Annotated in this window: 12 protein-coding genes and 1 pseudogene; 7 read left to right on the forward strand and 6 right to left on the reverse strand. The window is 66.7% G+C overall.

Translation table 11 applies throughout. The features are described 5' to 3' along the window. Positions 1 to 613 precede the first annotated feature (613 nt). Positions 614 to 1,324, forward strand: a complete 711-nt coding sequence (locus tag ACFVS9_RS05320; RefSeq protein ID WP_383118401.1) for a ribonuclease HII — start codon at positions 614 to 616, stop codon at positions 1,322 to 1,324. Positions 1,325 to 1,382: 58 nt separating this feature from the next. Then, positions 1,383 to 2,012, forward strand: coding sequence for a hypothetical protein (locus ACFVS9_RS05325; RefSeq protein ID WP_389930188.1), 630 nt, complete (start codon positions 1,383 to 1,385; stop codon positions 2,010 to 2,012). 55 nt (positions 2,013 to 2,067) lie between these two features. Here ACFVS9_RS05325 and ACFVS9_RS05330 read toward each other — a convergent pair whose 3' ends face one another. Both ACFVS9_RS05330 and ACFVS9_RS05335 read right to left on the reverse strand, forming a co-directional pair. After that, positions 2,068 to 2,700, reverse strand: a complete 633-nt coding sequence (locus ACFVS9_RS05330) for a hypothetical protein (protein WP_389930191.1) — start codon at positions 2,698 to 2,700, stop codon at positions 2,068 to 2,070. A gap of 216 nt (positions 2,701 to 2,916) precedes the next feature. After that, positions 2,917 to 4,701 (reverse strand): annotated as a pseudogene (locus tag ACFVS9_RS05335) (helicase-related protein); the annotation flags it as partial. A 512-nt stretch (positions 4,702 to 5,213) separates the two neighbouring features. On the opposite strand from ACFVS9_RS05335, the gene ACFVS9_RS05340 reads away from it, so the two are divergent. Continuing rightward, complete coding sequence (locus tag ACFVS9_RS05340; RefSeq protein ID WP_382983573.1) at positions 5,214 to 5,858, forward strand: hypothetical protein; 645 nt, start codon at positions 5,214 to 5,216, stop codon at positions 5,856 to 5,858. Between the two features lie 446 nt (positions 5,859 to 6,304). On the opposite strand, the gene ACFVS9_RS05345 is transcribed toward ACFVS9_RS05340, so the two are convergent. Both ACFVS9_RS05345 and ACFVS9_RS05350 read right to left on the reverse strand, forming a co-directional pair. After that, positions 6,305 to 6,787 carry an SMI1/KNR4 family protein gene (locus tag ACFVS9_RS05345; RefSeq protein ID WP_382983575.1) on the reverse strand — a complete coding sequence of 161 codons (483 nt, stop codon included), beginning with the start codon at positions 6,785 to 6,787 and terminating at the stop codon, positions 6,305 to 6,307. Between the two features lie 16 nt (positions 6,788 to 6,803). Beyond that, entirely contained in the window at positions 6,804 to 13,247 is a 6,444-nt protein-coding gene (locus ACFVS9_RS05350) for an RHS repeat-associated core domain-containing protein (protein ID WP_382983577.1), read from the reverse strand. A gap of 806 nt (positions 13,248 to 14,053) precedes the next feature. Between ACFVS9_RS05350 and ACFVS9_RS05355 the strand changes: the two genes are divergently transcribed. From ACFVS9_RS05355 to ACFVS9_RS05365, 3 genes are all read left to right on the forward strand, one after another. Further along, complete coding sequence (locus tag ACFVS9_RS05355) at positions 14,054 to 16,957, forward strand: FG-GAP repeat domain-containing protein (protein WP_389930195.1); 2,904 nt, start codon at positions 14,054 to 14,056, stop codon at positions 16,955 to 16,957. A 298-nt stretch (positions 16,958 to 17,255) separates the two neighbouring features. Next, the gene (locus ACFVS9_RS05360; RefSeq protein WP_382983581.1) at positions 17,256 to 19,415 is read left to right on the forward strand and encodes a RecQ family ATP-dependent DNA helicase; all 2,160 of its coding nucleotides are present in this window, start codon (positions 17,256 to 17,258) and stop codon (positions 19,413 to 19,415) included. 626 nt (positions 19,416 to 20,041) lie between these two features. Then, a complete protein-coding gene (locus ACFVS9_RS05365; RefSeq protein WP_382983583.1) occupies positions 20,042 to 20,659 on the forward strand; it encodes a hypothetical protein in 618 nt (205 codons plus the stop codon). A gap of 19 nt (positions 20,660 to 20,678) precedes the next feature. Here the strand turns inward: ACFVS9_RS05365 and ACFVS9_RS05370 are convergent, their stop codons facing one another. Both ACFVS9_RS05370 and ACFVS9_RS05375 read right to left on the reverse strand, forming a co-directional pair. Beyond that, positions 20,679 to 21,842 carry a hypothetical protein gene (locus tag ACFVS9_RS05370; protein ID WP_382983585.1) on the reverse strand — a complete coding sequence of 388 codons (1,164 nt, stop codon included), beginning with the start codon at positions 21,840 to 21,842 and terminating at the stop codon, positions 20,679 to 20,681. Positions 21,843 to 21,845: 3 nt separating this feature from the next. Then, complete coding sequence (locus ACFVS9_RS05375) at positions 21,846 to 22,958, reverse strand: helix-turn-helix domain-containing protein (protein ID WP_382983587.1); 1,113 nt, start codon at positions 22,956 to 22,958, stop codon at positions 21,846 to 21,848. A 364-nt stretch (positions 22,959 to 23,322) separates the two neighbouring features. On the opposite strand from ACFVS9_RS05375, the gene ACFVS9_RS05380 reads away from it, so the two are divergent. Then, positions 23,323 to 25,344, forward strand: coding sequence for a recombinase family protein (locus ACFVS9_RS05380; RefSeq protein WP_382983588.1), 2,022 nt, complete (start codon positions 23,323 to 23,325; stop codon positions 25,342 to 25,344). The last annotated feature ends 247 nt before the right edge of the window (positions 25,345 to 25,591 follow it).

Consider the following 25,591-nt stretch of genomic DNA (forward strand, 5'->3'; position numbering starts at 1 on the left):
CCGCTCCCGGTCTGCTGTCTCGCCCCGGCCCGCCCTGACCACTGCCCGGCCGGATCGGCGAGCGATTCGGCCTCGCACCGGCAGGTCCCGCCACGGGCGCCTGGAAACCCTCCGGGCGCCCAGAGGGTTTCCAGTGCTTCGAAGTTCCCCTCGCGTAAGGGACGTTCACGCATCCGGCTGTGCGGTCCGGGGCGTTAGCGCCTGCGATGTGGTGGTCGAGGAGCTATTCCCTGGGCTGGTTCCGAACGGGGCGTGCGGACCGGTCCGGACCCTCTCCGCAAGGTGCTCCGTCGCTGTTCACGCGCTGTTCAGGTGCATCCCGACGCCTTGTGCGCCGTGGTTCGGAAGGCCGTCCTGGCTGGCCTGGAGGGTCACGCGCCGGGATGTGCGTACGCGAACCAGGGGACGAAGGCACCGGAGAGCCGGCCCGACACGATCTCGGCCCCCCGCTTCCGCCCCCCGCTTCCGCCCCCCGCTTCCGCCCCTCGCTCCGTCGGTGCCCGCGCTTCACCCCGTCGCGCGGAGTTCCGGCCACAGCCCGGCAGGTGCCGAAGGGCCGGACGGTGCCCCGGGGTGTTCTTGCCGTGCCCATCGGCGTAACCTGGCAGGCGCCATGCCGTACGAACCACCCACGCACACCGTCGAGCGCTCACTGCGCGCTACCTCCGGTGCCAGGACCGTCGCCGGTGTCGATGAGGTCGGACGCGGAGCGTGGGCCGGCCCCGTCACCGTGTGTGCGGCCGTCACCGGTCTCCGAAGACCCCCCGAGGGCCTCACCGACTCCAAGCTGATCACCCCCAAGCGCCGGGCGGAACTCGCCCCGATGCTGGAGAAGTGGGTCACGGCTTACGGTCTGGGGCATGCCTCACCCCTGGAGATCGACGACCTCGGCATGACGGCGGCACTCCGTCTCGCGGCCGTCAGGGCTCTCGAGTCCCTGCCCGTCCGGCCGGACGCCGTGATTCTCGACGGCAAGCACGACTACCTCGGACCACCCTGGAACGTCCGTACCGTGATCAAGGGTGACCAGTCCTGTATCGCCGTCGCGGCGGCCTCGGTGATCGCCAAGGTCCGCCGGGACACGATGATGGCCGAACTCGGTGCGGACACAGGGCAGTACGCAGACTTCGCCTTCGGTGCGAACGCCGGTTATCCGTCCCCGGTACACCGGGCCGCACTGGAGGAACGGGGGCCTACGCCTCACCACCGCCTCAGCTGGGCCTACCTCGACGCGCTGCCCAGGTGGCAGCACCTGAAGAAGGTCCGATTCTCCGCCGAGGCGGCGGCACTGGAAAGCGGGGGCCAGCTCGGCTTCGACTTCTGATCGCGCAGGCGCACCCACCCGCCGACGCCCCCGCGTCGGCTGTGACAGACAACCATTCATGCCTCTCATCCCCGAGGAGCCTCAGATTCCCGAGAGCGCCCAGGGTCCCCGCGTTACTCCGGCCGCCGGCCGCACCGCGCCGACCCCCCGTCCCGTACCCGGCCCGCGTTCCGCGGCCACACCGCGTCCCGGAAACCCCGGCCGCGGTCCCGCGAGGCCCGCGCCCCCGGCGCCGCGCCCGCACCCCGCCCCCGCTGCTCCCGCCCCTGCCGGGCGGAAGTCGTCGCAGGCGGACTCCACCACGCAGTTCCAGCTGATTCCGGCTTCTGCGGGCGGCGCGATCGACGCCGCCGACGAAGCCGTCGACCTGCTGCTCGACTCCGGTCGGGCACCGGGCGACATCCTGGTGCTCACCACCGGTGAGCACCACCCCTGGGCCGCCCACGAGCTCTCCTTCGGGGAGGCCCCGTACTGGGCCCAGCTCGACGCGGGGGACGACGTCTTCTTCGCCCAGGCGAAGAACGCCGACCGCTGCGCCTCCCGTTCCGTCGTCGTTGTCGCCGTCAACGGCGACCTCGACGACACGGCTGCCCGCACGCTGTCCGGCGTGCGGGAGCGTGCCGGTGCGCTGCTGATCGTGTGCGGAGACCCGCAGAAGATCAACTCCGCACTCGGCGCGGGAGTCTGAGCCGTACCTCGGTGGGTCCCGGCCGCCCGTGAGGGCGTTCGGGACCCGTCCCGTTTCAGCGGGCGGCACTCCGCCGCAGTGCCTCGGCGGCTCCGCCACCGGTGCGCAGCGGTACGGGATCATGGTCGATGGGCGTGTCCGCCAAGGCCGACGGCGTGGACGTCAGCGTGGGCCTGCGGCCGCCCCGGCCCTCCCCGAGGACCTGCCACCCTCCCCGCGTCAGGGTGATGTAGGCGCCGCAGCGCAGCCCGTGCAGCGTGCAGGCGTCCCTCAGCCCCCACATCCACGCACCGTCCTCCTCCGTCCAACGCTCGTCGCCTTCACGGCAGTAGAGGAGGACCGCTGTACGCACCGGGGTGCGGCGGCGCAGATCGTGCGGTATCACCCGGCGCAGGTGCGCCAGCAGGGCGTTGCGGAACTCCCAGCCGTCCGCGGCCACGTTGGGCCGCCGGGCGAAGGAAGCGCTGGCCGTGAGCCGTTCCTCGTGGTCGAGCACGGCTACCACCGCGGTGGCCGGGGCCGGCCGGTGCCGTGCGTGGAGGCCGCTGACGACCTCGCGTGGGCTGCGCAGGAGAGGTATGCCCGCCGCGGCCCACTCGGCCGGTTCGAGCATCCTGGCGACGTGGTTGACGGAGCCGGCGGACGCCGACAGTGAAGTGGCTGCGGACGGAGCGAATCCGAAGGTCACGGTCCTCCCTTCGCTACGCGCCCACGATGCGGGCAGGGTCGAGTGAGGGCGCGCCGCGGCACAGCCCTTCCGGGCCCGCGAAAAGACCGTGCGGGGAGCGACTCCAATTCTTCCTGTCGTATCGGCAGGCGGCAACGAGCAATTGGCGTGGGTGACGGGTATCTGACGGAATGACACGGATATCCCTGCCCGCTCGGCGGCGAACGAAGCCCTGCGTCAGGCCTGGACTGCGAGGACCAGCGGAAACACCCCCTCGGCACCCGCGCGCCGCAGCAGCCGCGCCGCGACGGCCAGGGTCCAGCCGGTGTCGGAGAGATCGTCCACGAGCAGGACGGGACCTCCCGCGGCCGTGATCGCCTCCGCGAGATCCGGCTCCACGACCAGGGTTTCGTGCAGTGTCTTCACCCGCTGTGCGCTGTTGGTCTGGGAGATCCGCAGGTCCTCGCTGCCCGGGGCGTAGGTGACCGTACCGAGCAGGGGCATCCGCCCGACCTCGGCGATACGGCTGCCGAGCGAGTGGACCAGCTGAGGCCTCCTGCGTGAGGCGACCGTGACGACACCGACTGGGCGTGGGGCCGCGTCCGGGGCCCCCGACGCCCAGCCTCCGGGGCCCTTCGCCCAGTCGCTGATGACCGTGACGACCGCGCTCGACACATCGTCGGGGACCTGGGTGTCCTGGGCCTGCGGCGCCAGCAGCGGACGGAGCCTGTTGCCCCAGCCGATGTCCGAGAGCCTGCCGAGGGCCCTGCCGGGACGGGCCACCTCGCCCGCCGGGATCCGGCCCTTCAGGTCGACCCCCACCGCCGAGAGTCCTGTGGGCCACATCTTGCGGGGCTCCACGTCCACACCCGGCCTGCCGAGCTCACCGCGTGCCCCGTCGAGGGCGGCCGTGGACACCTTGTCGTCGAAGCGCGGACCCGCGCAGTTGTCACAGCGCCCGCACGCGGTGGCCTCCTCGTCGTCCAACTGCCGCCGGAGGAACTCCATACGGCATCCGGTTCCGGACGCGTAGTCGCGCATGGACTGCTGCTCGGCAGCCCGCTGGCGTGCGACCCAGGCATAGCGCTCCGAGTCGTAGACCCACGGCTCGCCCGTGGAGATCCAGCCGCCCTTGACCCGCTTCACCGCGCCGTCGACGTCCAGCACCTTGAGCATCGTCTCGAGACGGGTACGCCGCAGATCCACCAGAGGCTCCATGGCGGGCAGCGACAGCGGCCGGCCGGCCTGGGCGAGGACATCGAGGGTCCGGCGGACCTGCTCCTCCGGAGGGAAGGCGACCGAGGCGAAGTACTGCCAGATGGCTTCGTCCTCCTTGCCCGGGAGCAGCAGGACCTCGGCGTGCTCGACCCCGCGCCCCGCTCGCCCGACCTGCTGGTAGTAGGCGATGGGTGAGGACGGTGATCCCACGTGTACGACGAAGCCGAGGTCGGGCTTGTCGAATCCCATGCCGAGCGCGGAGGTGGCGACCAGGGCCTTGACCCGGTTGGCCAGGAGATCGTCCTCGGCCTGCTGCCGGTCGGCGTTCTCCGTCCGTCCCGTGTACGAGGTGACCGGGTGCCCGCACTGGCGGAGGTAGGCGGTGATCTCCTCGGCGGCCGCGACCGTCAGTGTGTAGATGATTCCCGAGCCCGGAAGCTCCCCGAGATGGTCGCCCAGCCAGGCCAGCCGGTGAGCGGCGTTGGGGAGTTGCAGCACGCCGAGACTGAGACTCTCCCTGTCCAGCGGACCTCGCAGCACCAGCGCGTCCGTGCCGGCCCCCGTGCCGAGCTGCTCCGCGACGTCCGCGGTCACCCGCGCGTTGGCGGTGGCCGTGGTGGCGAGCACGGGCACACCCGCGGGAAGGTCGGCGAGCATGGTCCGCAGCCTCCGGTAATCAGGCCGGAAGTCGTGCCCCCAGTCGGAGATGCAGTGTGCCTCGTCGACCACCAGCAGGCCCGTCGCGGCGGCGAGGCGGGGCAGCACCTGGTCCCGGAAATCGGGGTTGTTGAGCCGCTCGGGGCTGCAGAACGAAGAGGGCTTTCAAATTCCAGGCGGATGTAGGTCCCTGACCTGTGGAAATGTGTGTTCGGGTGGGGGTTGGGGGCGAGCGGTCGTCCCAGAGGTCTCGCTCGGGTGGCGTGGGCTGGAGCCCCCTGTGTGGATTGTTGGGGGCCTGGGGTGGCGAGCCGCATCCCGCCGTTGGGTATGGCCGCGCCGGGCAGCCTTCCTGTACGCACGTTCGGCATTGCTTTTATGCTGGCGTCTCGGTAGCTTGTTGCCGTTATGCAGGACCGGGATCAAGTGCCGGGCCTGACGGCAACTGCCTCGACGGCCATGCGAGCGAATGTGTAGTTCGGTCGATACGTCGTTTTGTGGGCGGGCTTCCATCTACTTGCGGCGGCACTGACGCGTAGCGCGTTCTGTTGCCGCCTCTGAGGCATACGGTGAGGCAGGCAGTGGTCCATTCGTTTATCGCACACACGAGCCCTGGGCGTAGCAGGGTGTTTGCTCTGTGTAAGGATGGTGGTGATCGTTTGGAGGCGGTCACCACGCTGGGAGCGGGTGATCTTCACCTGACCGAGGAATTCGTCGCGAGTCTCAACGTCTTCCTGGCTGACCGGGATGACGCAGCTCTGCAAGCAGTGCTGGACCGCGTCCCGGGCCCGGTTGCCATGGCGGCGCGGCAGTACCTGAAGGAAAATTGTTCGGCGCCGGAGCTCGGGGCGTTCAACGGATACGGTCCGGTCGACGTGGTCCGCGGGGCGGTCTACTTCGGCGGCATCGACGACGAGCTTGAGGATTACCTCGATGGCGCCTACATGATCGGGCTCGGCATCCGTATGTCGAACGAGCGTGGTAATGACGGCGACATTGGGTGGGTGCTCCAGCTGCTCAGCGACGAGGTTACTGTGCCCGCCAGTGCTGAGCCGCGCACGTGGGCCCTTCCCGCGGAAGCGCAGCTTTTGCGGACTTGGACAAGCGAGCAGCCGCTTGCCGGCCTCGGTCCGGTCCGTGGTGCGCTGGAGGTAGCAGAGGCGGCGAGTGCAGAGGGTCGCTGGGTCAGGATTCACACATTGCTTCACAGCGATCTGGATGTCGAGTTCGAAGGAAGCGGGAGCTCGGAGTTCATCGTGGATGTCTTCGGCGCGCCGATCCCTCCATCGGAATTCGGAGAGTAGGCCGGCGCCCTTGCCGTGTCGTTCGTGGCGGAGTGAGGTCACCGCCACCCTGCTCTGGAGCAAGGCGCCGAACTCATCGTGGTCGGGGAACTCCTCGGTCACGACCACAGAGGCGTCACCGCCACCTTGTATACTCACGTCCTACGCAGCCTCCAGCGCCAGGCCATCGACACCAGCAGTGCGGCGCTCGGCCACCGGAAGACCACCGAGACGACCGGCTCCGACGGTGGCGAACCGCCACCCTGCGCCGCCCCCCGTCCGCTGACGATGCCGTCAACCCACGCCGAAGCCCCGCCAGAATACATCCGGCGGGGCTTCATATTCGCATTTGCGACCGCTATGTCTCACTGTGAACGAGCGCTGAAGGCTGTCGCCATAGCAAGACGCTTCGCCGAGGGCCGCGGTGGCCGATCCGGTCGCCACCGTAATGGTTCACCGAATTCGAATTAGTCTGCGTCATCGCCGTATCCCCGGCACGAAACGAGCCCGTGCAGAAATTCTGAAAACGAATTCGCGATTCGTCTCGGCACCCTGTCTTCGTCGACGTAAGAAATGGAAGGCTCACCGTTCGAACCGCACGAGGTGTAGTCGAACATCACGGTGTCATGCCCTCCGGAGGGGGTCAATCCGAATACTACACCAATCTCCGGATACCCCCATTCTGTGATCATTCCGGGTGACGTGACATCCACTCCGTACACGCCCCCCACCCCCCAGATCGCATCGATGCATACATGATCCGATGCCCACGACGTGGGAAATCTTGTGGGGAAACAGCGGTTGCTCAAAATGCCGCCGTTCTGGACAAACAGCAGGTCGACATAGGTCTTCGGTAGGCGGACCTGGAGCACGTCTTCGGCGCGTCGAATCATCTCGATATCTACCGGCGGGCCAACCCAGTCGGATTCTTCCGACATGTCGAAGGTCATGATTTGAAACTCCGCTCTAGCATATCGAGAAACCACCGGTGTGGCCGGTTTTTGCGTGAACAGACATGCTGACTAGCTGCATGACTCCACAATTCTGATGATGATTCCACGTCCACTTTCCCCTCCGGTAGGCCGCCGTGATGCCAGCCGCCTTGTCTGCTGCAGTAAAATCTCTGCTTCTGCTGCCGGTCAGGGTGATGACGACGTCTGGCGTATTCGGGTCCCTATGAGCACTGAAGTCCGGGAACCCCTGAGCATCGAACGGTACCCCGGTGACTGGATGGGTCTTCCCGGCGAGATGAGCGTTGATCGGTCCAACGGGAGTTCCACCTGTGGAACACGAGCATGCCGCAGTATGGCCGCGTACCGAGCCCCCGCAGTTGTGAACGAGGACCGGCGTCTGGCCAGCCAGCACATAGTACGTGTGTGTGTCGGTGATGGTCAGGTTGTGGACCGTCGCCACTGCACTGCGCCGGCGGACATTCGTGACCTCCACCGCAGTACCTTCCGCGGACTGGAGGTGCAGACCCGGGAACAGGTCCGTCGCACTGATCCAGATGCCGAGGGAGGGGACCCAGAATGGGTGACCATCAGTGGCGGTCACCGATACCTTTTTGGGGTGTCCGCCCTGCCGCTGTGTGAGTGTGATCTCGGCGAGTTTCTTCGTGCCTTTACCGATGATGGTGGCGGAGGCGGTCTGGACGGACTTCTTCCCCGTTTTGGGGTCGGTGGCGATTATCTTGTCGCCGACCTTGACCTTACTGATGGGCTTTTTGGTGCCATTGCTCATCAGGACCGGGGTCGATGGGACGAAGCTGTTGCCGGGGGTACAGGCTCCGGCATCGGGTCTACTGCGCTGTGCCGGCTTGGTGACCTGTGACGGTCTCGGCTTGGGGCGGGTCGCTGCGCTGGGCTTGGCGGAGGGCCGGGTGCGGGCCGCTGCCTTTCGGGCCGCGGCTCGTCGTGCCTGCTGGCGTCGGGCCTCTGCGCGCTGTGCTTCGGCGCGCTTGCGTGCGGCGGCCTGCCTGAGCGCCGCGCGCTTGTTTGCCGCAGCCTGTGCGGCGGCTCGCTTGGCCGCTCGAGCCTGGCGCGCTGCCATCTCCCGGGCCATCTTGCGTGCCGCTGCGGCCTCTGCCGCTGCACGACGAAGTGCCGCGAGGCGCCGAGCCCTTTCCTCAGCCTTCCGCTTTGCTTCGGCGGCCCTCCTGCGTGCTTCGGCGATGCGCCGCTGACGTTCCCGTTCCTGTCGTTCGCGCCACTGCTGCATCAGCCACTGCTGGAGCCAGGTGCCCAGCGCGTTGGCGCCTTCGCCTCTGTCGTGGCCGCGAGGCCCGTAGCCACCGCCGCCCTTGCCCTTGTTGTAGGAGAGGCCGTCGGGGTCGGAGAAGGTGGCGGGTGCGTTGTTGCTGTAGGCGTACGGGTTCATCGTGCTGGTGCGGCTGTAGTCGACCAGGGGGTCGACGGAGATGAAGCGGCCGGTGATGGGGTCGTAGTCGCGGGCGCCGAGCCGGGTGAGACCGGTATCGGGGTCGACGGTGCCGCCGACGAATCCGCGCATTCCTGGCCAAGTGGAGGGCTGGGCGCCTCGGTCCTCGCCGAATGGCATGGACTTGCGGCGGGTGACTCGCATGTCCGTGCTCGCCATGTCGACACTGGTAGTGGAGGTGCCGTGGTGGTCGGAGAGGAGTAGTTGGCGTCCGCCTCCGGTGGAGCGCACGGTGGTGGCTCCGTCGGGGTGTGGGTAGAAGCGTTCAGCGGACTTGGTCAGCCCGTCGGTCTTCAGGGTGACCTCTACCTCGCCGAGGTAGAGGGTTTTGGAACCGTCGGAGTCCGTGCGGACCAGCCGCTCACCGGAGGCGTCGTAGAGGAATCCGGTGGTCTTGGTGCCGCCGCCTTCGATCGGTTCGGTGACCTTGCGAAGTTGTCCTTCGACGTCCCATTCCAGGGTCTGGGTGGTCCCGTTGACCTGGCGGGTGGTGGTGTTGCCGGACTTGTCGTAGCCGAAGGTGCTGAGGTTGGTTCCCTGAGGGCCGGTGGACTTGGCCTGGGCGAGTGCGTTGGGGCCGCCGATGCCTGTTTTGCCGTAGGTGTAGGTGCGGGTGACGTTCTTGCTGGTGTCGCCGGTGGTGTCGTGTTCGGTGAGCTGGGTGCGGTTTCCGGCGTCGTCGAATGCGTAGGACTGCCAGTAGGGGTCGGGTCCGCCGACTGTGTCCTTCGAGGGGCCGGTGGAGCAGTCGTCGGTCTTGGCGGTCCAGGCCGAGCTCATCTGGCGGAGTTGGTCGTAGACGAAGCACTGGGTATCCGTCTTGCCCGCGTCCGCCGCTGCGCCGCCGGGGGTGTCGCTGACCTTGGTGACGTTGCCGGCTGCATCGTAGGAATACCGGGTATCCGTGATGCGTCCCGGTGTCACCGAGCGATCGAAGATCGACTGGGTCATCCGTCGAGTGAACTCGTCGTAGAAGTAGGTGCCGTACACCTTCTTCGTGGCGACACCGCTGTCGGTGCGCAGGATCTCACCGAACGCGGAGTACTGGACGTCGTTCAGGTAGGAGGCGGCGCCGCGGATGGAGATCGGCAGTCCATCGGAGTTGTACCAGAACGTGATGTGTTCGGCGGCAAGACCGCCTACGGCCGGGACGTCGGACCATTCCAGCTTGCCGGTGGCGGTGTACTTGTTCTTGTACGTGTAAGTGCCGCCGAAGCCGGTCTCCTCGGCCGGGATCGTGGTCGTCATGGCTGTTGGCCGGTAGGCGCTGTCGTAGGCCGTGACCTCGTCACGGTAGGCGTGGCCGTTGTCGTAGCGGATCGCCGCTGTGGGGAGTCCCTTGTAAATGCTGTCGTAGGTCCATTCCAGGCGCTTGGGGCCGTTGGCGCTCCCCTCGCGCAGCGAGGTCTGGCGACCGCCGTCGTCATAGGTGGGGACCAGGACGTTGCCGCGCGCGTCCTTCACCGAGATGACGTTGTCGGTGTTGTCGTACTTGGTCTCAGTGCGTCCGGAGTCCGGGTCGGTCGACGCGGTCTGGCGTCCACGGCTGTCGTACTCGAAGGTCGTGGAACCGGTGGGACCGGTGATCTTGGTGATCTGGTCGAGGGCGTCGTATTCGTAGGAGACGTCGCGCCACGCGCTGCGGTCCTGCTTGCTGTACTCACGGGTCCGGGCGAGGCGGCCCTCGGCGTCCATGAACTCGGTGGTGACGGTGCCGCCCTTCGGCGGCACGGTGGTGGTGGCGTCACCGTCGTGTTCGGTGGTGGTCCGGGTCTGCTCGACGCCGCGGGCGTAGGTGACGGTGTGCGTGGGCTGGCCCAGGCCGTTGTAGAACGTGCGGGTCTGGGAGGGGACCTCTTGGTCGCCTACGGTGAGAAGTGCGGAGGCGGGTTCCTGGTCGTTGAAGTAGCCGTCGTTCTCCTTCCACGGGCGCCCGGCGGAGTCGTAGAACGTGTCGTTGACGATGCGTCCCGCTCCTGCGAGGGCTTCGTCCTGCGTCTGCCGCTCGCGCAGCAGACCGTCCATGATCTCGTAGGAGACGGCGTATTCGCCGTTGTCCTTGAGCGCGCGGTTGGTGATGACGGTGGGGCCGTCGCGACGGACGGTGTAGTCGAAGCTGGCGTTGGGGGTCTGAGTGGCGGGGTCGCGGCCGATGTTCCAGACCTTCAGCAGACGGCCGAGCGGGTCGTACTGCATCGTGGAGGACTTGTCGTTGGCATCGGTCGTCTTGACCGGCAGTCCGCGTACGTTGTCGTACTCGGTCGTCTCGGTGTGGAGGAGTGGATCGGTGGTGACGGACTTGCTTGCCGGTACACGGGTGGCCGGGGTGATTGTGACGCTCGTCTTGCGGTTCTCCGCGTCCCAGGATGCGGTTTCGCGGCCGTGGATGTCGTATTCGGTCTTGTCGATGGTCAGATAGCCGGTGCCGTCGGAGTCCAGCTCCTGGACCTCGGTGGCGAGCCCCTTGGTGGGCGCGGCTCCGAATGCCTTGCCGTCGTACAGGGTGCGGGTGTCCTCGACGACTTCCCCGCTCGGGGAGTCACAGGAGCCCAGTTTCGTGAGGTCCCTGGACACCGACTCCAGCATGTGTGCCGTGGTGTTGCGGGCGTAGCTGATCTTGCTGCAGTAGCGCTTCCCACCCCGGGTGGTCTCGTCGACCTGCGTCGGCAGACCGTAGGTGTCGTAGGAGGTGACCTCCTTGGACGTCCGCCAGGTGTCGCCCTTGACCCGCTCGTGGGTCGTGACCGTCTCGGGGTTGCCCATCCACGCCTGCAGCGGGGTGGTCCCGGCTCGCTTGCGCTCGGCGGTCTTGACCGCCCAGGCGGTGGTGAGCGTGGCCGTGTCTATGGGGCCGCCGTCGGATTCATAGGTGATCTGCTCGCGCAGTTGTCCCCGGTGCTGGGGGAGGTCCAGGGCAGTTCCGCCGGAGCTGTCTTCCACCGACGCGGTGCGGGTGCCGGTGGGGAGTTTGTCTCCGTGCATGCCGCGGAAGTAGCGTTTCTCCGTCAGCTCCCCGACGTCGGTGCCGGTCCCGGTGCGGGTGCGTACCCGTTCGTAGCCGCGGTACTGCGACCAGGTGCGCTGCTTGCTCTCGGTGAACTCACGGTCGTCGTAGGCCCATGCCGGTGAGCCGATGAACTCGTAGGACGTGACCATGTCTGGGCTGTCGGTGACCAGGTCGTCTTCACGCACCTGGGTGGCCGTGTAGAGGTGGAACCAGTCCTGGATGGGTTTGGTGGCTCCCTTGGGCATCCAGTACTGCGGGTAGCAGCGCAGGGTGTTGGTCTCGGGGGAGGCGGGCATTTTGCGCGGGGCGAGCGCCGAGCATTCCCGCGGTGAGTAGGTGACGCCGATGCGTCCGCCCGTCTCGGTGTCGATGGCGTGGATGCGCATCCGGGAGAAGGGCGGCAGGCCCTCGACGCCGTCGACGCGGTTGTCCATCTGGGTGCCCGCGAAGCTCACCTTCGGCATGGACGCGGTGCCGCCGGCGCCGTACCCGGTGCGGGTGATGGACTCCAGCCACAGGGCGGGGGAGCTGCCGTCGCCGGTGGCCGGGTAGGACTGTTCCAGGGTCCAGGAGTCGGCGTCAGTCAGGGCGCTGCCGTCCAGCACCTGGGTGCTGATCTTCGTCAGGCGCTTCGTGGACCAGAACGTCGGGGAGTACTTGTCAGTGCACTTCGCACCGGACACGCACTCCTGGTCCAGGGGCGTGTCGGGCCAGTACTTGGCATTCGCGGTGGTCCGCTTGGACTCGGCACAGTCGAACGTGGATGTCGCTATGCAGCGCTCGGCGGTGGTGAAGGTGGTGCGTCCGGCAGGCAGAACACCGAAGAGGGCATCGCTGCGCAGTCCGTAGTCGATCCGCGCCAGGTCGGCGGAGCGCACGTAGGAGATCTGCTGGTCGGCCTTCATGTGCTGGCCGTAGAAATTGGTGCGCTTGTTCCACCACAGAGTCATGGCGTCGCCGAGCGGGTCGACGACGTAGTCCAGGTTCCAGCGGTACGCCTGCGCGCAGTCGGAGTCGGCGAACGCCGTTGCGTGGCAGGGTTCACCGGGGTGGTTACCGAAGACCGGGACCGTGAGTGCCGAGTTGGTGCGCTGGGTGGTGGCTCCGGGGAGCTTGTTCAGGCCGAAGCTGTACTGGACACCGTCGGTGCTGGTGATCAGCCAGTACTCGCCGTCCTTGGCGTCGTTGTCAGCGCCGGTGCGCCGCTCGACCCTGGTGCCGTCGTCGTCGGCGAGGCGCCATTCCTCCTTCGGGTTCTCCGTACTCGGTTCGTTCTTGACCAGTTCGGTGGTCTTGCCGTCCAGCGACATGACGACGTGGTCGGAGCCCCAGCACAGATCCGCGGTCTCACCCGAGTTGTTGGGTGCCTTGCCGTCGATTGCGGACTTGTCGTCAGAGCAGGGCTGGTACCGGCGTTCGACGAAGCCTGGTTCGTAGTCCCAGCCTTCCGCGATCCATGACGATTGCCCGTTGGTGGAGGCAGTACGCCCGTCGACCGACTGCGAGGAGTAGGACAGTTCCACCTCGGGCTCGGGGCCACCGGGTACTTCCGGTGATTCGATTCCGTAGGACCACGAGAATCCGCCTGCGGAGCTACCTCCTGACCAGTCGCCGGTCGGAGACAGCGAGGTCGCCTCGTGGCTACCGCCCGGGCCCGATGCGGCCGCCACCGCGGCCAGGACCATGGGGCCGCTGCCGGCGCTGCGGGCGTCTGTGGCCGTCAGCTCGACGGTGGCGCTCACGGTGTCAGTGGCCGGGTCGTTGTCCCCGCCCAGTTCGGTGCGCGTACGACATTGCGCCTTGTCAGGTGTGGTCAGCGCGCAGGCGGGAAGCTGGACAAGGCGGAGCCTGGAGCCGAAGTCGGCACCGTAAGTGTCCTTCACCGCGGTGTAGTCGACCTCGAGTTCGACCGCGCCGGTCAGAGCCTTCGCCTCGCTCGTGGCGGCCGGTGCTGCGGTGAGCAGCAAGCCTGTGACGCCCGCCTTACGGGCCGTCTTCTGATCCTGGATCTCGACCCGGGCCGCGCCTCCGACCGGGGCGGGTCGCGTGGTTCTCGCAGTCCGGGCGGCCTTTGCTGCCTTGACCGTCGGCTGGATCAGCCGCACAGGGCTGTGGTCGAGGGCCTCGACCGAACTTCCCAGTGAGTGGCTGCTGCCTGAACTCAGCTTAGGTGAAGGCGCCTTGCCGTCCTTCGATACATGGACGGAATAGGTGCCGGCCAGGTCGCGGTCCCTTGGGGGCGCCCACTTCGTAGTGGCGTCATTCCGCACAGATTTGCGTTCGGGATGAAGGGAACGGCCTGGGATGGATGGGTCGCGCTTCAAGTCCTCGAGTCGCAGCTTGCCGGTGCCCGCCGCGGCGGGATCGTCCGGTATGAAGCCGATGAACATGACGAGCAGCACTGCGATGGGTATGGATCTGCGCCAATGGCCAATGTGGCGCATGTAGTTGAGCACGTGTTGCATTATTTGAACCTACTTGCGAAGCGATGGGAACGCGTTAACGAGGGAGAGTAAACACGGGTTAAAGTTCACAGCCAACCCAAGGGATCTTCACAGGGAGTCCCAAACACACGCAGGAACGGGCGAACGTGCCGAAGATATGTACGCGAAGATGGGCTCCCGCGAGCCGAGTGGGCCGCGGCGCCCTTGCGATCGTGATCGCCGGGGGTTCGCTTGGACTCCTGCCGTTGGGCCTCCACTCGGCTGACGCTGCCACCAGCCCCACCAACTCAGCACCTACGTCCGAGCGCGGCGCGCTCGAAGCCGCACGCTTGTCCGGAGAGCCGGTCGAGATCGTGTCCGAGCGCTCGGAGACGAGCGAGACCCATGCCCTGCCGAACGGAAACCTGCGCCGCACGCAGCACACCATGCCGGTCCGGGTAAAGCGCGAAGGCACGTGGGAGACCGTCGATACCACCCTCGCCAGGGTCAGCGGCCGCGTCAGCCCCAAGGCCGCAGCCGGACACGTGACCTTCTCCGCGGGGGGAGACGGCCCCCTGGTGGCACTCACCGACCAGGGGCGGTCGGTCTCGTTGAGCTGGCCTGATCCGCTGCCCGTCCCGCTGCTCGAAGGATCGACCGCGACGTACCGCGAGGTCCTGCCGGGCGTGGACCTGGCCGTTGCCGCGAGCGTCGACGGGTTCAGTCAGGCCCTGATCGTCAAGAGTGCGGAGGCGGCCGCGAACCCTGAACTCGACACCATCGATTTCGGCCTCAAGACCGAGGGCCTCTCCCTCAAGCAAGACCCCGACGCGGGCAACCTCACGGCGGTGAACCCCGCCGGTCAAACGGTATTCGCCACATCGACGGCCCGCATGTGGGACTCCTCCGGAACAGAACCGGCCCCTCCCTCCGCGAGGTCCCAGGCTGCCTCCACGGCGACAGCCGAAGCGCCGACGGACCTGACGCCAGGCACCAACAGCAGCAGCGTGGGCGTCGACTTCACCCACGACCAGTTGACGCTCACACCTGACCAGGACCTGCTGACCTCGCCCGATACGACGTACCCGGTCTATATCGACCCCCGCATGACCGGAACCCGGCTCGCGTGGACCATCGCCTACAAACCCCACCCCAACGACAGCTACTGGAACGGCACCGGCTGGAGCGGCGGGACCACCACCGAGGCACGCGTCGGCTACGAGTCCTCCACAGGAGGCACCGCACGGTCGTTCTTCCGCGTCGAGTCCAAGTTCCTGGCCGGCGTCAAAGTCATCGACGCGCAGTTCCAGATCACCGAAACACACTCCTGGTCCTGCACCGCCAAACCGGTCGAGCTCTACGTGACCGGCCCCATCAGCTCAGCCACCACCTGGACGAAGCAGCCCACCTGGTCCACCCGCCAGGACAGCCGCAACTACGCCCACGGCAACGAGACGCACGGATGCCCCGACAAGGCCGTCGACTTCACCGCCAAGGACGCCGCGGTCAAGGCAGCGGCAGCAAAGTCACCTAACATCACCTTCGGTCTCCGCGCGCCCAAGAGCGCCGAAGACGCAAAGGACGAGTACAGCTGGAAGAAGTTCAAGCCCGACGCAAAGCTCATCGTCGAGTTCAACCGCCGGCCGGAAGCACCCTGGGCTCTGGACACCATCCCCAGCACCAAGGTCAGCAGCACCGAGTGCGGCAACGGATCGTCCTACATCACCCTGGGCAACACCGATGTGACTCTGAACGCGCAGGTATGGGACCGTGACGGCGGCGACGTCAACGTCCAGTTCCACCTCTGGCCAACGGGCAAGCACGACGTCAGCCCAGGCATCATCTTCAACCAAACGGTACGCAAGACCGTCCTCGCCAGCGACTCCAAAGGCGTGCGGGCCAGCATCGCTGTGCCCAAAAAACTCCTCACAGACAACATCGGAGCAAGCGCAGGACAATTCTCATGGAAGGCGCAGGCCGAGGACGTCGGAGACTCCGCCTTCGCCTCCGACTGGACACCCACGACAGGGGCCAACGGCTGCCGCTTCGGCTTCGACCCGACAGCTCCGTCCAAGATGCCGACCGTGAAGTCGGTCAACGACCTCTACCCCGAGGACACCGAGGGCGCCCTGGCCCGCACAGAAGGCGAATTCACCTTCGGCGCAGCAGGCGAGAAGGACATCGCCGAATACCGCTGGAGCCTGGACCGCACCCCGCCCAGCACCGTCGCCAAACCGGCAACCATCGGCGGTGATGCATCGGCCAAGCTGACCCCACTCACCCCGGGCCCCCACACCCTGTACGTTCAGGCCGTCGACGTAGGCAAGAACTTCGGTCCCGTCTACCCCTACAAGTTCTACGCAAAGAGCCCAGGCGTCGTCGACAAACCGGGTGACGTCAACGGCGACGGCATGCCCGACCTCTTCGCAGTCAACGCAAGCAGCGATCTCCACCTGTATGGCGGCACCGGGAACGGCGCCCTGTCAGTCACGACACCTGTCGTCGCGAACGGCAGTTGGGCGGGCTCCTTGCTCACCCACCGAGGTGACTGGACCGAGGACCTCTATGAGGATCTCGTCGCACGCAAGTCGGACGGCAGCCTTTGGCTCTACCCGAACGACGGACAGGGCGCGTTCACCGAGGACACCAAACGACAGGTCTACTTCTTCGAGGACTCCGAGACCGGCCTCACCCTCGATCCCGCCACGATCAAGCAAATAGTGTCAGTAGGGGACATCACCCCGAGTGAAGAGAGCAACAACCCCGACTTCGTGGCCGTGATCGGCGACCAGCTCTGGTTCCTGCCCGGCTACTCCAGCGGCAGCATCCAGGCCGGCTACCCCATCGGTTCCTCGGGCTGGGGCGCAATGCAACTCGCCACCGCAGGCGATGTTGACGGCGACGGATTCACTGATCTGATCGCCCGACACACCATCACCGGCGAGCTCTGGCTCTACCACGGCAAGAGCAACGGCGACGCGGACGGCGACGGAATACCCGACGGGGGCACTGATCCGTCCTCTCTGGGAGCAGGACCCAGCCGGACTGCTTACGCCACCGGGTGGACAACATCCGCTCGCCCTTTGATTGCTGGCTCCGGTGATTCCAATGGCGATGGCATCGGCGACCTCTGGACCACCACCGCCAACACCAGCGCGGGCCTTGAGTTCTTCCCGGGCCGCAAGACGGGCCTCCTCCAACCACCGACAGTAGTCGGTACCGGCGGCTGGCAGGCCATCAAGATCATCTCTTAGCCGAAAACTACTCGCCGCCGGCTCGCTGTAACGACACCACCATCACAGCGAGCCGGCCTCTTCACGCACCGGAGATAGCAGTTAGACACCGAGCTCCGGGCTACACCCCTGGGAGGGCATTCAAATTCCAGGCGGATGTGGAGCCCTGACCTGCGTAAACGTGATGTTCGGGGGTGGGTGTGGCGGGAGGGTCGGTCTCGTCCGTCCTCGATCGGCGTGTGCCGGTGGACTGTTTGTGAGCGGGTGGTGACACGGGGTGGAGTCGTCGATTGTCGGTGGTATCGGGTTGCATGGGGGTATGGACACCCTGGAACTGCGCACTGAAGCCGACACCGTCCTCGCTGAGCTGGTCGGTGCCCCTGCGGGGTCTGCGCGGCTGCGGGAGGATCAGTGGCAGGCGGTGGCGGCCCTGGTGGAGGAGCGTCGTCGGGCGTTGGTGGTGCAGCGCACCGGGTGGGGGAAGTCGGCAGTGTATTTCGTGGCCACTGCTCTGCTGCGGCGGCGTGGTGCCGGCCCGACGGTGATTATTTCGCCGTTGTTGGCGTTGATGCGTAACCAGGTCGAGGCGGCGGCGCGGGCGGGAATTCAGGCGCGCACGATCAACTCGGCTAATCCGGAGGAGTGGGAGACGATCTACGGTGAGGTGGAGCGCGGGGAGACCGACGTTCTCCTCGTGAGCCCGGAGCGTCTCAATTCCGTGGACTTTCGTGATCAGGTGCTGCCGAAGCTCGCGGCGACGACCGGGCTTTTGGTGGTCGATGAGGCGCACTGCATCTCCGACTGGGGGCACGATTTCCGGCCGGACTACCGGCGGCTGCGCACCATGCTGGCGGAACTCCCGGCAGGCGTTCCGGTGCTTGCCACGACGGCCACGGCGAATGCTCGGGTGACTGCGGATGTGGCGGAGCAATTGGGAACCGGCGGCAAGGACGCTCTGGTGTTGCGGGGGCCGCTGGACCGGGAAAGTCTGCGCCTGGGGGTGCTGGAGTTGCCGAATGCGGCGCACCGGCTTGCGTGGCTGGGGGAGCGGCTTGGGGATCTGCAGGGTTCGGGGATCATCTACACGCTGACGGTGGCGGCGGCGGAAGAGGTCGCGGCATTCCTGCGGCAACGCGGATATCCGGTGGCTTCCTACACGGGAAAGACGGAAAACGTCGACCGGTTGCAGGCCGAAGAGGATCTGCTGGCCAACCGGGTCAAGGCCCTGGTCGCCACATCCGCACTCGGCATGGGTTTCGACAAGCCGGACCTCGGCTTCGTGGTCCACCTGGGCTCGCCCTCGTCGCCGATTGCCTATTACCAGCAGGTGGGGCGTGCTGGGCGTGGTGTGGATCATGCGGATGTTTTGCTGCTGCCGGGGCGGGAGGACGAGGCGATCTGGGCGTATTTCGCTTCGGTGGGTTTCCCGCCCGAGGAGCAGGTGCGGCGCACTCTGGATGTCCTTGAGAGTGCGGGGCGTCCGTTGTCGCTGCCGGCCCTGGAGCCTTTGGTGGATCTTCGCCGCTCGCGTCTGGAGACGATGCTGAAGGTCCTGGACGTGGACGGGGCGGTCAAGCGTGTGAAGGGCGGCTGGACTGCCACAGGGCAGCCGTGGGCGTATGACGCGGAGCGGTACGCCTGGGTTGCGAAGCAGCGGGCCGCGGAGCAGCAGGCCATGCGGGACTACGTGGCGACCAGTGGCTGCCGCATGGAGTTCCTGCAGCGGCAGCTCGATGACGAGAAGGCGGTCCCGTGCGGTCGCTGCGACAACTGCGCCGGTCCATGGCTGGATCCCGCAGTCTCGTCCTCGGCGCTCGCGGCGGCGACGGGGGAGCTGGACCGGCCGGGGGTCGAGGTCGAGCCCCGCAAGATGTGGCCGACCGGCCTCGCCGCGGTCGGCATGGACCTCAAGGGACGCATCCCAGCGGGACAGCAGGCCGTCACGGGGCGGGGGCTGGGCAGATTGTCGGACATCGGCTGGGGCAACCGGCTGCGCCCACTCCTGTCCGCTCAGGCAGCAGACGGGCCTGTTCCGGACGACGTGTTGAACGCTGTGGTGACGGTGCTGGCGGACTGGGCCCGTTCACCGGGCGGCTGGGCCAGCGGTACGCCTGACGCGGTGGCCCGACCCGTCGGCGTCGTGGCCATGCCGTCTCGCACCCGCCCGCAGCTGGTCGGCTCCCTGGCCGAGGGAGTGGCCAGGGTCGGCCGGCTCCCCCTCCTGGGCAGCCTCGCCTACACCCCGCGCGCCGACGAACACACCGCACACCGCAGCAACTCCGCCCAACGGCTACGCGCGCTCGCAGACTCGTTCACCGTTCCCGACGAACTCGCCACCGCCTTGGCCGCCACTCCGGGCCCGGTCCTACTCGTCGACGACTACACCGACTCCGGCTGGACCCTCGCGGTGGGCGCACGCTTCCTGCGCCAGAACGGAGCCGACCAAGTACTCCCGCTTGTTCTGGCGCTCGCCGGATAGCCGCTATGTGGACTCTCGGAGATTGCTGCTGCGGAGGGCCGGACTTCGACCTTGGGCTCCACACTCGTAATGAAGCGGACCTGTGAGAGGTTGAGCCCTTCCCAGGGCATTCGGGTGTGACCATCCAGCTCGGTGTGGCTGGCGGAACACCTCCGCGTACGCGGAGCGAACCCGGGCCGGTACGTCGAGGACGACATGCACGGCGGAACATCTCCGCGCATGCGGAGATCGTCAATAGGGCGGGACCTTCCTCCTGCAAATATTCGAACAACTGTAGGCGTCACGTCTTGGGGTGGCTACGATCGCTGTCGATCGGTGGTGTCCGCTGCGGGTGCTTGCTGGGCAGCGCTGGCCAGTTGCTGACCGGTTCGGGATCATTCGGGAGGTGGTCGCCGATCGTGCGAGTGCCCGTACTAGCCTTGGTCGCGCGGAGGAGTTTTCGTGTCTCGGGCTCCGCGAGGCCAGTTAGCCCTGTGGGCCTTGCGCACGCTGCGGCTCAGGAGCGGAAGACGGTTCATGACAGGTGATCTGCACCTGCATCCGGTGGTCCATGGCTTGCGGTGACGAGGAGTGCGTGCAAGCCCCGCTGGGGCGGTTGTCAGTCCGGGACGAGAGCGGGTTGGTTCATGGCGATCACGGCACGGGAGCCTGTGGATGTGGTCGCGGGGGCGCTGGCTCCGGGTGACCTCTTGCCCCGCGAGTCGAAGCTGGCTGTTGCCGAAGTTTTCGGGGCGCAGGTAGTTGTGGCCTACCGGTATGAAGCGCGAGAGCGTGAGCGACGGGCAGCTGTGGGGATGCCGCCGCTGGTGCGGCTGGATGCGCTGAATCTCCTGATGGCTCTTCCTGTTGGGGAGTCGGTTCCTGCTCGATCTTTGAGTGAGAGGGAACGGCGGGCGTTGAAATGCCTACCGGCGGGTGCGGTGGTCCGTCGGGGTGGCCTGATCATCAGGCAGGCGATTCATCCGGTGCATATCGACATGGTCTTTGTGCCGGGGCGTAGCTGGGAGTCGGCTATGGAGCGGGCCGAGCGGTTTACTCCTTTTGCTGCTCGTTCGGTCGTGGTGGATGGTGTGCTGCGGCGTAGGGATGATGCTGTGATGCGCGCGGATTTCTTCGGCATCGGACTGTACGTGGCGCGGGATGATGGGGTGGAGGCCGTGGTTTCCCCCCGTCCGTTCGTGCGTAGACGCCATACCGTCGCCGGATGGAAGTTCCTGGAGGATGTCTACCGGCAGCTTCCCTGAGTGTTCAGCACGCAGCTTGCTACGGAGCGACGGGTAGCGTCGCCCACGCTTTGAGCGGTGGGGGTACTTGGAATCCGGACTTGGGGTGCGCGCCTAGTCCGATGCGCTGGTTTTCCAACGCGTAGCGATCGACTGCTGCGGCGCATTTGCTGCGCCACCACGTTTTGCGCTCGTTGCCGACGCGGTAGCTTGCCATTTCGCTGACCCAGCTGCTCCAGGTGAGGAGGGTGTGGTTATCGGCCTCACGTCGCGTTTCGCCGTCGGGCAGGGCGAAGCGGTCGAGGCCGCGCCCGTCGCACTCGTCGCAGTCGCATGTCGCGGGGTCCACGTTGGCGTAGAGCTTGGACAGGGACTCGGCACCTTTGAAGCACATCAGCTCGGGCATAAGTGCGTGTGGGTAGGTGGGGCCGCCACCTCGCTTGCCGGTCCGGGCCGTCTCGTCGGGCGGGATCGCGTGGCGGAGCGAGCTCTGGACGCCGATGCCGGCACAGAGGGCGCCATGCGCCATGACGTCGAGCGCTGCGAGATCCGTGCGCAGAAGCGACATATGTTCGACCTCGGTAAACAGCCTGCGCAAGTTGGCGGGGACGTCCTTCGTCTGTTCCAGTGGGTCGAACTGGCGGAAGAGGATGACGGCCTTGGGGTGGTGGATCTTCGAGCAGACCGCGATGAGTTGACCGATGTTCTCTTGGTTGAGCCACGTCACGTCGATCGGGAGAGAGACCAGGGTGTCTGCGCGCTCGATTCGGTTTGCTTCCCGCATCACGGCCTTCAGCGCCCTGGAGCTGGCCGGCGGGATGTATCCGGTCGGAGTCAGTGCTGCGCTCGCCCCTCGGGCCTTTTGGAAGGTGAGGGAGTCGTCCACGGACGCGAACAGCTCGTCAGGAGGGGCCATGAACGGTTCTTCTGCCGTGGCCGTGTGGGTGGCGTAAGGGGCGCTGTCGATCAGCAGGGTTCCCTTGTAGCCGGCAGCGGTGCGGAGCTGGAAGGCTCGCGCATCGGCCTTGGGCCCGGTCATGACCACCCCGCTGAGATCGTCGTCGAGTGCGTGGCGGGGACGCGGGATGTTGATGGCGTTCTCGTGGAGCAGGACGCGCCCCTGCAGGAGCGGCACAGCTGCAACGGTGCGGTCGAGAGTCCTGGCGGCAGGCGGTTGCTGCCTCGGGTCTGGGGTGTTGCTCATGAATCACCTCGCTGGAGAGTCCGGCACGTCCTTGTGTCCGGACGGAGAGGAAGCGCACAAGTAGATCTCGTGGAACTCCTCACGACCCAGGCCCGCCAGGTGAGCGGTCTCGATCGCACTGAGGTGGAGCTGCTCCTCAAGTCGGGTGACGACTTGAGTAAAGTGGCGCGGAATTTCGCGCCGGATCGTGGTCGGTTCGTTGGTTCGGTAGCCGAGAGCGGACAGCTCGACCATCAGCGTGCGGTATTGCCATTCGCTGATGACTCCCAGGTCCATGGCTCGTCTGATCAGAGCGGCCATTGACACCCCCCACCGGCCTTTGAGGTCGATGAGTCGGGCAACATCGATGCTGGGCTTCAGTTCAGGCAGGATCACCTCGTGAGGCATCAGGAACTCAGAGGCGAACCGATCGGCCTGGGCCTCTTGCACACGGCTCTCGCCGGGCTCGCGGTGCATCACCAGGTGGCCCAGCTCATGCGCGAGGCTGAAGCGTGAACGATCGGCGGGCCCAGCGGAGTTCAATAGAATCAGCGGTGCCTTGCCCGCCGGCCACTGGCTTACGGCGTCAAGTTCCGTGGTGCCCAGGTCGCGGACCACGACCAGTGCACCGGCATCCTCGAGCAGAGCGACCAGGTCGTCGATGGGCCCAGGGGGAACATTCCACTCGTCGCGTACCGTCTCCGCCGCATCTGCAGGAGTATCGAAATCGTTGACTTCGATGGGCCTGAACAGAGTGTTGCGACGGAGGGCCGCGGCTCGTGTCACCGATTCGACCTGCATACGGGTAAGTGCCAGCGTCGCGTGGATCCGACGTAGTGCGGGGGCGCCCATGGAGGCGCGCTTGCGGTGGTGTACCAGCCCGACGCCTGTCCCGGTCGCTTCGACATCCCGGCACAGCATTTGGGCGGTGAAGCCAAGTGCGGAAGCGAAGAGGTGGAGCCGATCGCCCCGGACCGGGATGCGCCCGGCTTCGGCCCGGCTTACGTACCCCTGCGTGATGCGGTTGCCCTCCACACGCGACATCTCTGCAGCGAGATCGGCCTGGGTCCAACCGCGGGAATCGCGGGCCAGCGCGAGCATGGCTGGTTCTGCGATCAAGTTTGCCTGGTCACTCACGAGCCACCTCCCGTCTTGACCGACTCAACACCACTGAGGATACACGGTTTTATCCCTCAAAATATTCCTGTTGCGATCCGCGGGTTGTCTGGTCCTCAGGGATGCCACGCCGCACTGACATCCCAAGGGCACGCTCTTCGGACGATTTTGATGAATTCGTGTCGTGAGGTCCTCGATGTGAAGTCGTGGCAGTCCGGGCGCCGCCGCCTATGGCGGCACCGACCAGGGCATCAGGGGTGTGAGTGCGAGTCGCGACGACCCGGCTCGCGCCACGCCTTCCCGGGGTCGGCCTCGAGTCGGCGTGGAGTTGAACCGCCATGCGACGGGCGCTTCGTCTCGGGTCCGCAGGGGTAACTCATCCGGCATGCAAGATCCTCATGTGGCGGTGGCGGCTCGGCTGCGTTCGGGCAGGCGAGCCTTGCGGGCTGTGGACTACTTGCGTGTGTCGACGAAGGAGCAGGCCAAGGGCCACGGCATCGCGTACTCGGGCAAGAAGACGGCCCGGCATATCAGCCAGAAGGGTTGGGAGCACGTCGGCACGTTCGTGGACGAGGGAGTGTCCGGGGCTTTGGAATCACGCCAACGCCCTGCTCTCCGACGCCTTATGGAGCAGGCGTGGAAGGTTCCACGGCCGTTCGACATCGTCGTCGTGAACGAGGGCCGTGCCATCGGCCGCACCGGACGTGCCTTTTGGAGGTGGGTCTGGGAACTCCAAGAGATCGGCATCTTCGTTGCCGTGGTCAAGCGGGACTACGACAACAGCACTCCCGAGGGGGAGAGCAAGATGCGGAAGGATGCCGATTACGCCGAGGACGAGCGGGAGATCATTCGCGAGCGGACCCAAGGAGGCATCCAGGAGAAGGCCGAGAGCGGCGGCTACACCGGGGGCAAGGTCCCTTACGGCTACCGCGTCCGGGCGGGCCGCCTCGTCCTGGATGAGTGTCGTGCGGGTAGGGACTGCGCGGCGAAGCACGAGGCGTGCGCGTTGCGGCGGGGGCGGAGGCTGTACGTCGCCTTGCGAGACTGGGGCCAGGCGGCGGTCGTGCTGAACACGGAGGGCCATACGAGGCGGGACGGCGGGCCGTGGGGCGGCCAGAGCCTGCGCCAGCAGGTGCTCAGCCCCATCGTCCTGGAAGCACGGCAGGTGTTCCGTGGCTCCGGGGGAGTGAAGCGAGACCACGACGGGCGGCCGGTGAACGGCGATCCGGTGGTCATCCCCCTGCCCCCGGTCTTCACTCCCGCCGAGGTCGAGGAACTCCGGGCCGCCACCAAGCACCCGGTCCGTACAGTGCAGAAGGACCGTGTCTATACCCTCAGCGGCCGGATCGTCAGCCCCTGCGGCAAGCGCTACATCGGCGGCGGAACGATCCTTCGGACAAAGGCGTACCGGTGCCAAGGCCGGAGCAAGGCATACGTAGGCGCGCCCACCTGCTCCTGCCCCTACCTGGCTGCTGATCTGGTCGAGGAGCAGACCTGGAGAAGAGTCAAGATGCTCCTCGGCGACGCGGACCGACTCAGCACCACGGCTGGCTGTCAGTCCGAGGCAGCAGCCGGCCAGTGTGACGGCTCGGGGGAGCGCAGGGTCGAACTCGACCGGCAGATCAGGATCCACAGGCAGGCCGTCACCATCGCCCTCGGCGTGGCCGCGAAGGAGGTCGCCGCGCGCGATCTGTGCCTGAAGGAGTCGGAGAAGGCGGTGGAGCGGCAGATCGCGCCACTGCAGGCGGAACTCGACGTGCTGCTCGATTCCCGGAGAGAGCTGAAAGCACGGCTGGCGGAATCCGATCTGGCACGAGAGCGGTCCGCTCAGCTCGTCGAGCTTGCAGCCACGGTCCACCGGATGTGGAACCACCTTCCGCTGGAGCGTCAGAAGGAGCTCATGGCCGAGCTCGAGGTTGAGGTGACCTTCCTTGGGTCACCTCGGCGGGGGCGCAACGGGCAGCCGTGTGCACTGGCGGCGTGGTTCACCGAGAGGCACCTGCTGGTCCCGCTGCTGACCGATGAGGGCTGGACGATCATCGAGCCGATGATCACTCACAGGCCCCGAGGAGTCAGCCCCCGGCTGGTGATGACCGGAATCCTCTACAAGGCCCGCACGGGCACATCCTGGAGCGCTCTCCCTGATCTGTTCGGCTGCCCCTCGACGTTGCGGACCTATGCGGCACGCTGGCGCGAGTCCGGCTTCTGGGAGGACGCCATGCGATCCCTCGCGGCTGCCGAGGGCACACCACTGCCTGCATCAACTGAATCAACTGAGCAGAAGACCCGGATCGGATGTTCCGTAGAGCCGCGGAAGCTGCTGAACAGCGCTCAACGGGGGAGCCTCAATATTTCACTGCCGGACCACGGTAGGGGGAGGGCGTTCAGGTTTCGGATGGAGCTGTAGCCGTGGTCCATGTAGACGGGGCGTAGGAGGATGGTGTCCCGCCGAGTGGTGTAGCCGGTCGAGCGATGGGATCACGCGAGCATACGTTCTGGGCGTGCACCACTACGTCAAGGTGCTCCCTGAACGATCCGGCGTCTGCCTACCTCCGCACTGCGGGCGAGGCCACAGGACGTCCTTGTTGGCCGGACGCCGACGGGCGGCCAACAAGGACGATCGTTTCGGCGAAAGCGGCCTTGATCGCGCGTCG

Origin of the sequence: Streptomyces sp. NPDC058008 (genome assembly GCF_042886395.1) — a bacterium.
Lineage (GTDB): Bacteria > Actinomycetota > Actinomycetes > Streptomycetales > Streptomycetaceae > Streptomyces.

Excerpts from the sequence above, each read along its gene's own strand:
- ACFVS9_RS05320 (WP_383118401.1), top strand. The coding sequence starts at position 614 with ATGCCGTACGAACCACCCACGCACACCGTCGAGCGCTCACTGCGCGCT.
- ACFVS9_RS05325 (WP_389930188.1), top strand. The coding sequence starts at position 1,383 with ATGCCTCTCATCCCCGAGGAGCCTCAGATTCCCGAGAGCGCCCAGGGT.
- ACFVS9_RS05345 (WP_382983575.1), bottom strand. The coding sequence starts at position 6,787 with ATGACCTTCGACATGTCGGAAGAATCCGACTGGGTTGGCCCGCCGGTA.
- ACFVS9_RS05360 (WP_382983581.1), top strand. The coding sequence starts at position 17,256 with ATGGACACCCTGGAACTGCGCACTGAAGCCGACACCGTCCTCGCTGAG.
- ACFVS9_RS05365 (WP_382983583.1), top strand. The coding sequence starts at position 20,042 with ATGGCGATCACGGCACGGGAGCCTGTGGATGTGGTCGCGGGGGCGCTG.
- ACFVS9_RS05370 (WP_382983585.1), bottom strand. The coding sequence starts at position 21,842 with ATGAGCAACACCCCAGACCCGAGGCAGCAACCGCCTGCCGCCAGGACT.
- ACFVS9_RS05380 (WP_382983588.1), top strand. The coding sequence starts at position 23,323 with ATGCAAGATCCTCATGTGGCGGTGGCGGCTCGGCTGCGTTCGGGCAGG.